This is a genomic window from Streptomyces sp. NPDC026062 (genome assembly GCF_055568375.1).
In genome coordinates, this window is the sequence record NZ_JBVHOQ010000084.1 from 1 (window position 1) to 12,143 (window position 12,143).

Consider the following 12,143-nt stretch of genomic DNA (forward strand, 5'->3'; position numbering starts at 1 on the left):
GAACGGTGCCGCCGCAGCCGACGTGAACGCCGCCCGGGCGAGAAGCTCCCAGGGAAAAGCGGCCCACCCCGACACCACCGACCCAGGCCAGGGGCCACGAAGCTTAAGTTGATCTTGACGTGGCAGGCAGGGCTATCCCGAGACCGGCGAACTTCAGGCCGGGCGGCTTCGCGTGGCAAGTGCCTGATTCCGAAGTCCTCTTCACCCGATAGGAGTTGTGGCGGGCGCGCTTGACGACGCGTGGGTAGGAGCGGTGGCGACGTGCGGGGTTGCAGTTTCGGCGTGTGGCGAGCATGGCGAGAACATCAGTTTTTGCCGCTTCCCAGCGTTCAGGGGGGAAAGGCCGCCGTGCCGGTGGCGGTGCGGCGGACGATGTTCAGTGTTTTGAGGAAGCTGATCCGGTCCGGGTCGATGTCGGCGCCGGTCGCAGCCTGGCAGATCAGGTAGTTGATCGCGTAGTGGACCAGCAAGTAGGCCCAGATTTCCTGGTGGACCAGGTCCGGACTCTTGGACCGCAGGACCTTTCCCGGGCCGCTTAGGGCTGTCTTGAGCTGGCCGTTTGCGGCCTCCTCCTCCCATCTTTGGTGATAGGCGGAGGCTAGTGTCGGCGTACACGTGAACGTCCCCACCCGCGTACGGATGAAAAGGGTCAGTTGTTGATGCGTTGAGACCTGCTGCTCGGCACTCTGCTGCTTGGTCGGTGAGAGGCGACGGGAGGCGGTCGGCGGTGGTCCTGGATCCGCAACGTTGGTTGGAACTGCGGCGCTTTCGGAGTCTGTTGGAATCCGGGGCGATCAGCCTGTCGGAGGTGGCTCGGGAGACCGGGCTGGACCGGAAGACGGTCCGCAAGTATCTGTCGGCTCCGGGGCCGGCGACCCCGCCGCGCCGGTCGCCGAACGGGCGGTCGAAGGCGAGGGTGATCGACGAGTTCGCGCCGCTGGTCGACTCGATGCTGCGGGCCGAGATCCTGATAAAGGCCGCAGTGATCCACGAGCGACTGACCGCGCAGTACGGGTTCACCGGCAACTACCAGCTGACCAAGCTCTACGTCCAGGAAGCCCGGCCCCGGATCGCCGAGGAACTCGGCATCACACCGAAGGAGCTGGCGGGCATGCACCGCCGCTTCGAGGTCATCCCCGGCGCCCAGGCCCAGGTCGACTGGGGCGACGAGGGCAAGATCCTCGCCCACATGGGCATCCCGAAGGTCTACTCCTTCCACATGACGTTGTCGTACTCACGCGACCCGTTCTGCTGCTTCACCACCAGCCAGGACCTCCAGACGTTCTTCGACTGCCACCGCCGGGCCTTCGCCCACTTTGGCGGAGTGCCGATGACGATCGTCTACGACCGGACCAAGACCGTCGTCCGCCGCCATGTCGCCCCGGGCGAGGCGGTCCCGCTGCATCCGGAGGCGGTCGGCTTCGCCGGCCACTACGACTTCGACATCGACGTCCTGGCCGCCTACCGGCCCACCGGCAAGGGACACGTCGAGCGGCAAGTCCTCACCGTCCGCGACCACGTCCTGTCCGGCCGATCCTTCTCCTCCGTCGAGGAGCTGGACGCCGCCTTCATCACCTGGGTCCCGCAGCGACGGGCACAGGCCCACAGGACCCACCAGCAGATCATCGGAGAGCGGGCCGCCCGCGACCACGTGGCCCTCAAACCTCTGCCGCCGACCCCGTATCCGGTGGCCGAACGGCACCTGCGGCCGGTCGGCAAGGACTGCCTGGTCGCCTTCGGCGGCAACCTCTACTCGGTCCCGGCCCGCAGGGTCCGACCGCGTCAGCTGGTGGAGATCCGGGCCACAAAGTCGCAGATCATGCTGCACTCCACTGTCGCGGCCAGCAGCGGTGAGACGTTGCTGGCGACCCATCCGCGGGCGATCGGCCGCGGGGTCCGTGTCGTCGAAGAGGCCCACTGGGACGGCCTGCCCACCGGCAAGGGACGTCGCACCACAACCGGGGACGTCCTGCCCCGGCCCCGCCAAGAGCGTCTTCTGGGCGAGGAGGCCGGACCTCTGCAGGCCCTGCTGAACCGGGCTGCGGCCACCCGCGTCGAGGTTGGTCGCCGTCCGCTGTCGGTCTATGACGAGCTGACCGGCACTCGTCCCTTCACCACCCGTCCGAGCACGAGGGAAACGTCTTGAGCGAGCTGGTCTCCACCCGCATCCGCAACACGGCCGGCAAGCTCGGTCTGCCTCACCTGGTCGAAACGATCAACGAGTACACCCGTCGGGCCGACGAGGGGAAGATGGGCTATCTCGACTTCCTCGACCTGGTGCTGTCCGAGGAACTCGCCGTCCGCGACGACCGCCGCTTCCGCCAGGGCCTGCGGCTTTCCCGGCTGCCGCACCACAAGACGCTCGACGAGTACGACTTCTCTTTCCAGCCCGAGCTCGACCCGCGGAAGGTCAAGGACCTTGCCACCCTCTCGTTCGTCGAGGGCAAGGCGAACGCCGCCCTGCTGGGTCCGCCCGGGGTCGGCAAGACGCACATCGCCGTCGCCCTGGCGGTCGCGGCCTGCCGGGCCGGCTACTCGATCTACTTCACTTGCCTCGACGACATGGTCCGCAACCTCAAGGCCGCCGAGGCCGCGGGACGGCTGACGAACAAGCTCGGCACCTACCTGCGGCCGAGCGTTCTCGTGGTCGACGAGGTCGGCTACCAGCCCCTCGAACGCGCGGAGGCGAACCTGGTCTTCCAGGTCATCTCCAAGCGTTACGAGAAGGGCTCGATCATCCTGACCTCGAACAAGACCTTCAGCGAATGGGGCCAAGTGTTCGGCGACGAGGTCCTCGCCACCGCCATCCTCGACCGGCTCCTCCACCACTGCGAAGTAGTCTCCATCAACGGCCCCAGCTACCGGCTCAAAAACCGTCTCAAGGCCATCGAGCGAGAGAACGACGTGGCCTGACCAGCTGCGACGCCTCCGGCAGCCGAGCACTTGATCAGTCGTCGATCACCCGTTGAAAGATCTCGGAGAACTCGCTGTTCTCGATCAGGCCGGCGATCACGCCGGTCATGCTGTCGATGCCGGGATCTCTGACGATCAGGCCGTCCGAGACCCAGAAGTACCGGCCCCCGAGGGCCTCGTCGGTCCCTGTCCAGAGCTTCATCAGGCGCTCGACTTCCACGACGGTGAACACGGTCGCGGTCCAACAAGATCCGTCCTTCAGAGTCACGAAGACATCGACGTTGCAGACCTCGTCCAAGTCCTCGTCGTCGCTGGGCAGGAACGACGCCTGGAAGTTCTCCATGCTGACCCGATACCAGGGCTCGTCCCACCCTCGCTCGATCGGTGCAGACGATGTGCTGGGGCTCATCGCGTGAGTGTCCCTGCTTGGGTCATCGATCTCAACCGAGATCCTCTGTCCCGTTCCCGTTGCCGCTGCCTGCGGCCGGAGCTGGGGACGTTCGTCCGTACGCATCTGGGGAGAAAAGTCCGTACGCCGACAGCTAGTTCGGCGGCGGTCGCGGATTCCGGCTCGGTGACCGTGGTGATCAGGCAGACCAGTTCCCCGACGTCGCGGTCGGGGACGTCGTATTCGATGACCCGCACGACGTGGGCTGCGGCTGGGTCCGGCTTTGCGCCGTTCCTCGCTTCCTGCAGCAGTTCCTCCCGCTTGTGGCCACGCAGGCGGGGATCGACCAGGGCCGACAGGTACGTACCGTCGGACAGGCCCTTCAGGACCGGCAGGGACAGTTGCGTCGGTGCCCGCCAGCACAGCGCTGCCCCGGTCTGAGCGGCGGCGCTGAACGCGGCAAAGCTGTAGAAGCCGCGATCGGCCAGCAGCAGCCAGTCGTTTGAGGTTGAGGGCAGCAGCGTGGCCGCCATCGTCTTCTCGCTCCGGTTCCACGGCCCTACCTCGGCGTCGATGAAAGCGTGCGATCCGCACTCGACGACTGCCACCACCCGGGCCTTGGGGAAGGCAGAGCGGGACTGGTCGTTGCCGGCGTAGCCGAACCCGGCGGCATTCTCGGCCGAGTCGGGCAGGTCAAGATCGAACCCGTCGATGGCCGTCAGCCGCCATCCGCGCAGCCACGCGCCCCGGGTCTCGCTGGTCGCAACGGGTTCAGCCACCCGGTAGAACGTCTCCCGCAGCACGTCGCGGCCCAACCGCTTGCGGGCCTGGGTGATCCCCGACGAGGTCGGCGGCTCCCAGGCGGCGTCCCACACGCCGAACTGCGACAGCGACCCGGTGACCTTCTGCGCGACCTCCTCGGCCGCGTCGTTGGAGAAGAGGCAGAGCGCCATCGCCATATAGGCGGTCACGTGCGGAGGGAGCTTCCCGCCCCGGCGCTGCTCGACCACCCCGCAAACGGCCGCGGTCTCATCTACCTTGAACCGCGGCACCGCCGAGACCAAGACTCCCAGCGATACCTGGTCCGGCCGCGCGACGAACCCGCCCGAACCCACGGAGCCCTGAGCCATGCAGCAACCCTAGCCTCGTAGCTGACGCGACATCGAACACCGCACCAGGCCCTCCCCCAGCGAGGACCTTGATCAACTCAAGCTTCGCGGCATTGACCCAGGGCCCGGCGCCGGTATAGGCGCGGTCGGCCAGGATGGGGACACCCCGGCGTTCGCAGATCCGGATGATCCGGTGGGTGCGGGCCGCGGTCAGGTCGTGACACCGGCCGGGCAGAGCCGGTGAGATCCACAGGATTTGGCCGGCTGGGTCGGTCACGACCTGCACGTTCGCGCCGTGGCGGCGGTGTTTGTGCGAGTAGCCGGCTTGGCCGTCGCCCGCCCGGTCGCATTCGGCGAGCGTCCCGTCGAGCAGCACGTACTCCGGTTCGGTCTCACGCAGGGCCTTCAAAAGGCCCGGTGACCGGTCGGCCAGGAGGTCGATGACCGCGGTGGTGTAGGCATGGGCGGTGCCGACAGATATGCCGAAGCCGGCGGCGATCTGGGCCAGGGTGTCGTGCTTGCGCAGGTACACCAGAGCTACGAGCGCGCTTGTGCGGCGGAAGCTTGCAGCGGCGTTCACCCTCGCGGGTGACGATGAGCATCGTGACCCACTCGACCATCGCATGAGGCAAGTCGAGTGCGGCAGGACAGGGAACCAACGATGCACCTGCGCCAATGAGTTGAGACTTCGAACATCTCACTCAACGGCACGGGTGCCTCGTGCGTTGCGGCCTCACCGCCGTCACCCGACCGGTGGCCACTCCGAAAACGCTCAATGACAACAACAACCCGACTCCACAGAAAGCCGAGCCGCTACCACCCACCGCCCCCGGCCAGCCCCGGCCAGAACCACGCCGGCAGCCCCGGCCAGAAGCACCTCAGCAAACGCCAGAAGTACGCCGGCAGACGTCAGAAGTGCGTCGGCAGACGCGGGACATAAGGCGACTCGAGCGAGGCGATCTCCTCGTCCGTGAGCCTGATATCAAGCGCGGCAACGGCATCAACCAGGTGATCAGGCCTGGTAGCACCCACAAGAGGGGAACCCACGACCGGGTTCTTCAACACCCACGCCATAGCCACCTGCGCCATCGAAACACCACGCGCCCGGGCGATCTCCTCCACCGCCCCCACGATCGCCCGGTCGCTGTCGAGATACAACGGACGCCCATACGGATCAGTAGGCCGGTTCGTCCCCGCACGCACCGTCGACCCCTCACCCCACGGACGCGCCAGCAGCCCGGCAGCCAGCGGACTCCAGGGCAGGCTCCCTACCCCCTGATCGGCCAGCAGACCGAACATCTCCCGCTCCTCCTCACGCTGCAGCAGACTGTACTGATCCTGCATGGAAACAAACTTCGTCCACCCATTCACGTCGGCAGCATGCTGCAACTTCGCGAACTGCCACGCCCACATCGACGACGCACCGATATACCGCACCTTGCCCGCCCTGATCACGTCATGCAATGCCTCCATCGTCTCCTCCACCGGGGTCTCAGGATCGAAACGATGGATCTGATAGAGATCAACATAATCAGTACCAAGCCGCCCCAACGACGCATCCAACTGCTCGATAATCGCCTTGCGGGACAACCCCGGACGACTCGGCGTCTGCCGCATCGGGAAGAACAGCTTCGTCGCCAGAACAACATCCTCACGACGCGTGTACTTCCTCAACGCACGCCCCACAACCTCCTCCGATGCCCCCATCCCATAAATATTGGCCGTATCCCAGAAAGAAATACCAAGCTCCACCGCCTTCCGGAAAACAGACTCAGCACCCTCATCATCAAGCGCCCACGGCTGCATCACCGACGCCTCACCAAAACTCATGCAGCCCAGCACCAGCCGACTGACCTTCAACCCCGACGAACCCAAACGCGTGAACTCCATCAGCCCTACCTCTTTCTCGTTACAACTACCCAAGACCAACAACACTGCCGACCGAACGACGGCCGGAAACCGCCAACTGCTTCGGACCGTAGAAATCCGAGTCGTGGAAGACAGGCTCCCCGGTCACCTCCAGCCCGGCGAACTCGTCGAACAGAAGATTCAGCGCGATCTCGGTCTCCACCCTCGCCAGCGGGCCACCGAGACAGAAGTGGATACCGTGACCGAACCCGAGGTGCCTGTTGGGATAACGGTCGATGTCGAACCGCTCCGGACCGGGGAACTGCCGGTCATCATGGTTGCCCGACAACGTCGAAGCCATCACCACCGCCCCCGCCGGGATGACCCCACCGGCCACCTCCACATCCTGCGTAGAAACCCGAACCACCCTGTGAAAGGGCGGCCGAAGCCGAAGCACCTCATCAAACGCCGCAGGAATCAGCGACCTGTCCCCACGCAACCTCGACTCGACACGAGGATTCTCACGCAGACACAGCAACATGTTGCCGAGCAACAACGTGACCGTGATATGCCCGGCGGTCAGCAGCAACCCGGACAACGTCGCGACCTGCACATCCGTCAACCGCCGCCCGTCCAGCTCGGCAGCCGCGAGCGCCCCGATCAGGCCGCCCGAACCGTCCGCCCTGCACCGCCGCGCCTCGGCACACAAGTACTCCTGCAGCTCCCTGTTCGCCTCCGCGAGAGCCTTGCTCTGCTCGGCAGCCGATAGCCCGCCCGTCCGCCCGCCCAGCATGGCATCAGCACACGACCGGAAGAAATCCCGGTCACCGGGCGGAACACCGAGCAACTCGGCAATGACCGTCACCGGCAGGGGATACGCCACATGCTCGACGAAGTCGAACTCCCCACCGGGCACCGACTCCAACAACTCCCGGGTGATCTCAGCGATCCGCGGACGCAGACCCGCCACCGTCCGCGGCGTGAACGCCTGACTCACCAACTGCCGCAACTGCCGGTGCTCCGGCGGATCCTGCGAAGAGAGGTTCGCACTGACCTGCTCCGCATCGAAGCCCGGCATGAACCGGCCGAGGTTCGACGAGAAACGCGCCGGATCCGACATCACCGCCTGCACATCGTCGTACCGGAAGACATGATGCATGCCGCGCGCGTCCACCCAGAGCGGATGCTCATCGCGCATTCGTTCCAGCCATCCCAGCGCTTGTGCACCACCATCCGAGAGAAGCGGCATCTGAGCGGATACATCAACCATGGCATCTCCGAAAGTTGTCAGACAGCCCGAGAAGGGTCCCCATACGACCAGTTGGCGCCTCGTCCGTCCGCAGCCCCCGAAAGCAAGCCGTACAGCTCCCTGGGCCGGCCGACAGAACCGACACGACACCGCGACCGAAAGGGACCGCCCACGACGAGCCGGCGATCCTGTCGGCGCCCCGTCTCAACAGGCGCGGCAAAGGCCGCGAACACCTCCTGCGCGCCATCGCCCCGGCCTGCCGACGAGCCGCTGCCGTGCGGGCACTCCCGCGCGGCAACCCGCGCTTCATCCCCGAGCTGCCGCTTGCGTAAGCAGCCTGACTCCGGCATGGAGACCCCTCCGATCGAACCTGGACCGCCCAGCAAAACCCAACTGGCTAAAGACCACCTGAACCAGACCACGCCCGACAGCCACTCAGACGTGCAGTATCTGCACAGAATTGCGTGCCACGCAACCTTGTGGGACCGTAACGCCGTGATGAAGGGCCCTTGAACGGGTCCGCGCCCGCCGAGCGAAGGACAGCTGATGGCGCAGACAGAAGCCGGTGAATCCCCAACGGCAGGCAACGGACAACGACTTCCGCTGGAGTTACTCAAAGTCGCCGGGGTCGTCCTGCTCGGCATGCTGCTGATGCAGTTCGACGGCACCATGGTCAGCATCGCACTGGACAAACTGGTCAACGAGCTGTCCGTCTCGGTGTCCACGGTGCAGTGGGTGGTGACCGCCTACCTGCTCGCCCTGATGGTCGGCATGCCGATCGCCGGATGGGCCGCCGACCGCTACGGCACCCGGACGATGTGGAACTTCTCCCTCATCGGCTTCCTCGTCGGCTCGCTGCTCTGCGGCCTGTCGAACTCGGTGGAAATGCTTATTGCGGCACGGGTCGCGCAAGGACTCGCCGGCGGCATGATGGCCCCCATCGGCCAGGCCATGCTCATCAGGGTCGGCGGCGTCGAACGCCGCGCCCAACTCGTCTCGCTCATGGCCGTCCCCGCCGTCATCGGACCGACACTCGGCCCCGTCATCGGCGGAATCATCGTCGATCACCTCCACTGGCGGTGGATGTTCTTCGTCAACCTCCCGATCGGACTGATCGCGCTGCTGCTGGCAGGACGGGCCATGCCGGACATCAAGGCCCGCAGCGGCACCGGCCTGGACGTACTCGGCGTAGCACTCCTGGTCCCCGGGCTCGTGGCCATCGTCTACGGCCTGTCCCAGGCCACCAGGGTCGGCTTCGACGGAATCCAGGTCATCGTGGCGCTCACCGCCGGAACCATCATGGTCGCCGCGTTCGCACTGCACGCGGCACGGCCGAACATCGACGCCCTGGTGTCGATGCGCCTGTTCACGTATCGCGGCTTCGCGACATCCAGCATCCTGCTGCTCCTGCTCGGCCTCACCATGGGGGCCGGGTTCGTGGACCCCCTGTTCCTCCAGCAGGTCCACTCCGAGTCCGCGCTGGGCGCCGGACTCCTCCTGATGGCGGCCGGCGTCGGCTCCGCGCTCGCCTCCCTCTCGATGGGCAGGGTGTTCAACCGGATCGGCCCCATGCGCGTAGGATCGGCCGGCCTCGCCTGCGCCATCGCAGGACGCCTGATCTTCACCCAGTTCGACGCGAACACGAGCAACCTCGTCATCGTGGCCGCCATGTTCATCACCGGCGTCGGATTCGGAATGATGGTCCTGTCGATGACAACCGCGCTCTACATCGGCCTGCCGCCCGAACAGCTCACCAGGGCCACCAGCGGATCGCGGGTCTTCCAGCAGATCGGCCTCTCAGCAGGCACCGCGGTGATCGGCGTCGTCCTCCAGTTCGAGCTGACCAGACAACAGGACACCGCCCCCGGCACCATCCCCGGGCCCGACGCACTCGCCCACGCCTACAACAACACCTTCTGGTGGAGCGTGGCGTTCCTCGCACTCGCCATCATCCCCACGCTCCTCCTGCCCAAACGAATCATGGACGGACCCCCACCGCAGAAGGAAGCCAACAGCATCCCACGCCCCAAAGAAGCCTGACGCCCCAACCGAACCACCCACCAACACCGGCCGGCCCGCGCCCCCACCGGAAACCGCCTCACCCATACAAAGCACGGTCGGTACTTCCCTGGACGGATGCACGCTCACGATGCATGACGCGAGTGCAACTGGCGTACGCGGAATGGGAGTTCATCGGACCGTACCTGCCGTTCGGCGAGCACGACCCGTAACTCGTGTGCCTGCGGCAGCAGTTCGATGGCATGATCCGGCGGTTCAAGACCGGCGGGCAGCGGCGGGAGGCCAGCAGGGTTCGCCTCGCCGCCGACCGTAAGTGTCGCCCGTCGGCGCTCGTCCGACCGTCGGCCAGGCTGCCGACAGCGCGCAGTTCATCCCCGTGCCGAAGAAGATCCGGGATCGTTCCGCGGAAACCGACCTCACCTGCGCAGGCGCGGCATCAAGGCCGTCATCCCGGAGCAGGCCGACCACGCTGCCATCCGGAGGACAAAGGGCGAGCACCACCGTGTTCTGAGGCGGATCCGGCAGCAGCGTCGTGTCCCGGCACACCACGCGGCCGTCAGCAGTGGGGGACGGCGGTGGCTCTCCTCTCCAGCAGGGACTTCGCACCCCGGCACGGCACAACCGGCACAGAAAACCTGCCAAGACCGCACAAAACCCTGGGAATCCGGGAAGCGAAACGCCGCGGCGGCACCGGACCGTACGACAGAACAGGAACCACTACGGACGACGGGCCCCGAGAGGCCGAGCGGGAACAACACACCCCAGGGCCTCGCGCAGCACCTCGGCGAAAGACACCGCGCCAGCACTGGCAAGCCAGTGCTGGCCGGCCACACGTACAGCCCCGGCAACAGCAGCAGCCGTCACAGCCGACGACAGCTCCGTCCGCTCGACACCACCACGCTCCGCGATCGCGACAGCCAACGACTCCTCAGCCATCGCGAAGGCCTTCAGCGCCTCACCCCGCAATACCGGAGTAGACATGATCATCGCCAGCCCCGCCCGGTCGGGAGCAGGGTCGACGATCGCCTCACCCAGCGGCTCGCCCACGGGCCTGGACCGCAATACCCCGCCCAGACGGCACGCCCGATCGCTCTGAAAGAAGCAAATCGCTTCCTCCCGGCTGGAGAAGTAATTGTTGTATGTCCTCGGCGCGACCCCCGCAGCTTCGGCAATATCACGCACCCGCACCGGAGCCGGCCCCTCAGGCCCCTTCTCCAACGCCAGACGCAACGCCGCAGCACCGATCGCCTCACGCGTGACCCGCCTACTACGAGCCCGCAGATCACCAGACTCGGACTCAAACATCACCCGCTCCAAGACAACCAGCAGAACACTCCAGCCCCCCACCCCCGAAACCCGCACAATCGCCACACGCACCATATGCGCGACACGCAACCACCGCCAGAACACGATCCCGGCAGGGGCCGACGGAGACGCTGATGAGAGGTCCAGCCACCGTCCGGTCCGGCGCGCTGCCTGACAGTTCACGGGCGGCGGGTCCGCACGTGCCGCTTCCGGGTCTCTCGGCTTCCCGCGTCTGCACAGGCCTGGCCGGGAACACAGCTCCACCGTGATCGAGAACGCACATTCCGACGTGAGTCCGCCGTTTCTCCTTGTCCAAGCGGTCGTTGTGCCTCCCATATGTGCCTTTCCACGGGCACGGGGATCACTTCAGGAGGTACACATCGTGCTGAAGCACGTAGAACGCGAGGGCATTTCGCTTGCCCTGACCCGGCGTGCGGGTCTGGGCCGGCCGCTTCTGATCGTGCCCGGCGTCATGGCCGACGCCGCCTCGTGGCAGCCGGTCGTGGACGCGCTGGACGTGGCCGGACCGGTCTACGTGCTCAACCGGCGTGGGAGAAGGCCGAGCAGCGCGCTCGGTCCGGGCTACTCGCTCCGCACCGAGATCGACGACCTCAGCCAGGTGCTGGACGTGATCACTACCGAGGAGGACGCGCGGCAGGGGGTGGACCTGTTCGGCTGGAGCTTCGGCGGACTGGTAGCGCTGGAGACCGCCGCCCGGCACCCCCGGTACGTCCACTCTCTGACGCTCTACGAACCGGTGGTACGGCCCTTCGGCAACCAGGTGCTCGACGCGCTGCGGGAGGCCGACGCCGCCGGCGACCTGGACCGTGCCGTGGAGATCGTGAACCGGGACATGTCGGGGTTCTCCGCGCAGTACGTGGCGCGGCTGCGCGAAAGCGATACCTGGGAGGTCCTCAGGCCGCTGGCCGCCCCTCTCTTCCACGAGCTGACCGCGCTCAACGAACACCCCACCGATCTGGAGGCGCTCGGCGCCCTCGAACTGCCCGTCACCCTGCTGCTCGGAGCCGAGAACGAGGGCACCGCCCCCTATGGCGACGCCTTCGCGCGCATCGCGTCGGCCCTGCCGCGCGCCCACGTCACCGTCATGCCGGGGCAGGGGCATCTCGCCCACACGCAGAACCCGGTGGGGCTGGCCGGCCACATGGTGGAGGCACTCGCCCGGGCGGTCCACCACCGCGGCACGGAACCCTGTCCGGGCTAGGAGTTGTCGTCAAAGTGTCACGCCCACATCAGCAGCGAGGCGAGGGTGACGGCTGCCTGGTAGGACTCGGCGGTCTTGTCGTAGCGGGTC

The 12,143-nt window shown here is 66.5% G+C and carries 10 protein-coding genes and 2 pseudogenes; 5 read left to right on the forward strand and 7 right to left on the reverse strand.

Annotated elements, in window-relative coordinates; translation table 11 throughout:
• Positions 1 to 329: 329 nt before the first annotated feature.
• Positions 330 to 470, reverse strand: a complete 141-nt coding sequence (locus ACZ4LX_RS37085) for a hypothetical protein (protein WP_467651586.1) — start codon at positions 468 to 470, stop codon at positions 330 to 332.
• A gap of 257 nt (positions 471 to 727) precedes the next feature.
• Between ACZ4LX_RS37085 and istA the strand changes: the two genes are divergently transcribed.
• Together istA and istB are read left to right on the forward strand one after the other, a co-directional pair.
• Entirely contained in the window at positions 728 to 2,146 is a 1,419-nt protein-coding gene (gene istA, locus ACZ4LX_RS37090) for an IS21 family transposase (RefSeq protein ID WP_467651587.1), read from the forward strand.
• Positions 2,143 to 2,913, forward strand: coding sequence for an IS21-like element helper ATPase IstB (gene istB / locus ACZ4LX_RS37095; protein WP_467651589.1), 771 nt, complete (start codon positions 2,143 to 2,145; stop codon positions 2,911 to 2,913). Before istA ends, istB begins: the two co-directional genes overlap by 4 nt.
• A gap of 34 nt (positions 2,914 to 2,947) precedes the next feature.
• Here the strand turns inward: istB and ACZ4LX_RS37100 are convergent, their stop codons facing one another.
• From ACZ4LX_RS37100 to ACZ4LX_RS37120, 5 genes and pseudogenes are all read right to left on the reverse strand, one after another.
• Positions 2,948 to 3,322 carry a hypothetical protein gene (locus tag ACZ4LX_RS37100; RefSeq protein ID WP_467651591.1) on the reverse strand — a complete coding sequence of 125 codons (375 nt, stop codon included), beginning with the start codon at positions 3,320 to 3,322 and terminating at the stop codon, positions 2,948 to 2,950.
• Positions 3,319 to 4,431, reverse strand: a complete 1,113-nt coding sequence (locus ACZ4LX_RS37105) for an IS4 family transposase (RefSeq protein ID WP_467651593.1) — start codon at positions 4,429 to 4,431, stop codon at positions 3,319 to 3,321. The genes ACZ4LX_RS37100 and ACZ4LX_RS37105 overlap by 4 nt, the downstream gene beginning before the upstream one ends.
• A gap of 94 nt (positions 4,432 to 4,525) precedes the next feature.
• A pseudogene (locus tag ACZ4LX_RS37110) lies at positions 4,526 to 5,069 on the reverse strand (transposase); the annotation flags it as partial.
• Positions 5,070 to 5,319: 250 nt separating this feature from the next.
• A complete protein-coding gene (locus tag ACZ4LX_RS37115) occupies positions 5,320 to 6,300 on the reverse strand; it encodes an aldo/keto reductase (RefSeq protein WP_467651595.1) in 981 nt (326 codons plus the stop codon).
• 25 nt (positions 6,301 to 6,325) lie between these two features.
• Entirely contained in the window at positions 6,326 to 7,528 is a 1,203-nt protein-coding gene (locus ACZ4LX_RS37120) for a cytochrome P450 (protein ID WP_467651597.1), read from the reverse strand.
• Between the two features lie 525 nt (positions 7,529 to 8,053).
• Between ACZ4LX_RS37120 and ACZ4LX_RS37125 the strand changes: the two genes are divergently transcribed.
• A complete protein-coding gene (locus ACZ4LX_RS37125) occupies positions 8,054 to 9,547 on the forward strand; it encodes an MDR family MFS transporter (RefSeq protein WP_467651599.1) in 1,494 nt (497 codons plus the stop codon).
• Between the two features lie 263 nt (positions 9,548 to 9,810).
• Positions 9,811 to 10,018 (forward strand): annotated as a pseudogene (locus tag ACZ4LX_RS37130) (hypothetical protein); the annotation flags it as partial.
• Positions 10,019 to 10,243: 225 nt separating this feature from the next.
• Here the strand turns inward: ACZ4LX_RS37130 and ACZ4LX_RS37135 are convergent.
• Positions 10,244 to 10,831, reverse strand: coding sequence for a TetR/AcrR family transcriptional regulator (locus ACZ4LX_RS37135; protein WP_467651601.1), 588 nt, complete (start codon positions 10,829 to 10,831; stop codon positions 10,244 to 10,246).
• Between the two features lie 382 nt (positions 10,832 to 11,213).
• On the opposite strand from ACZ4LX_RS37135, the gene ACZ4LX_RS37140 reads away from it, so the two are divergent.
• Complete coding sequence (locus ACZ4LX_RS37140; protein WP_467651603.1) at positions 11,214 to 12,053, forward strand: alpha/beta fold hydrolase; 840 nt, start codon at positions 11,214 to 11,216, stop codon at positions 12,051 to 12,053.
• The last annotated feature ends 90 nt before the right edge of the window (positions 12,054 to 12,143 follow it).

Coding starts and splice junctions, on each gene's coding strand:
- ACZ4LX_RS37120 (WP_467651597.1), bottom strand. CDS start 7,528: ATGGTTGATGTATCCGCTCAGATGCCGCTTCTCTCGGATGGTGGTGCA.
- ACZ4LX_RS37115 (WP_467651595.1), bottom strand. CDS start 6,300: ATGGAGTTCACGCGTTTGGGTTCGTCGGGGTTGAAGGTCAGTCGGCTG.
- ACZ4LX_RS37100 (WP_467651591.1), bottom strand. CDS start 3,322: ATGAGCCCCAGCACATCGTCTGCACCGATCGAGCGAGGGTGGGACGAG.
- ACZ4LX_RS37105 (WP_467651593.1), bottom strand. CDS start 4,431: ATGGCTCAGGGCTCCGTGGGTTCGGGCGGGTTCGTCGCGCGGCCGGAC.
- ACZ4LX_RS37135 (WP_467651601.1), bottom strand. CDS start 10,831: ATGTTTGAGTCCGAGTCTGGTGATCTGCGGGCTCGTAGTAGGCGGGTC.
- ACZ4LX_RS37125 (WP_467651599.1), top strand. CDS start 8,054: ATGGCGCAGACAGAAGCCGGTGAATCCCCAACGGCAGGCAACGGACAA.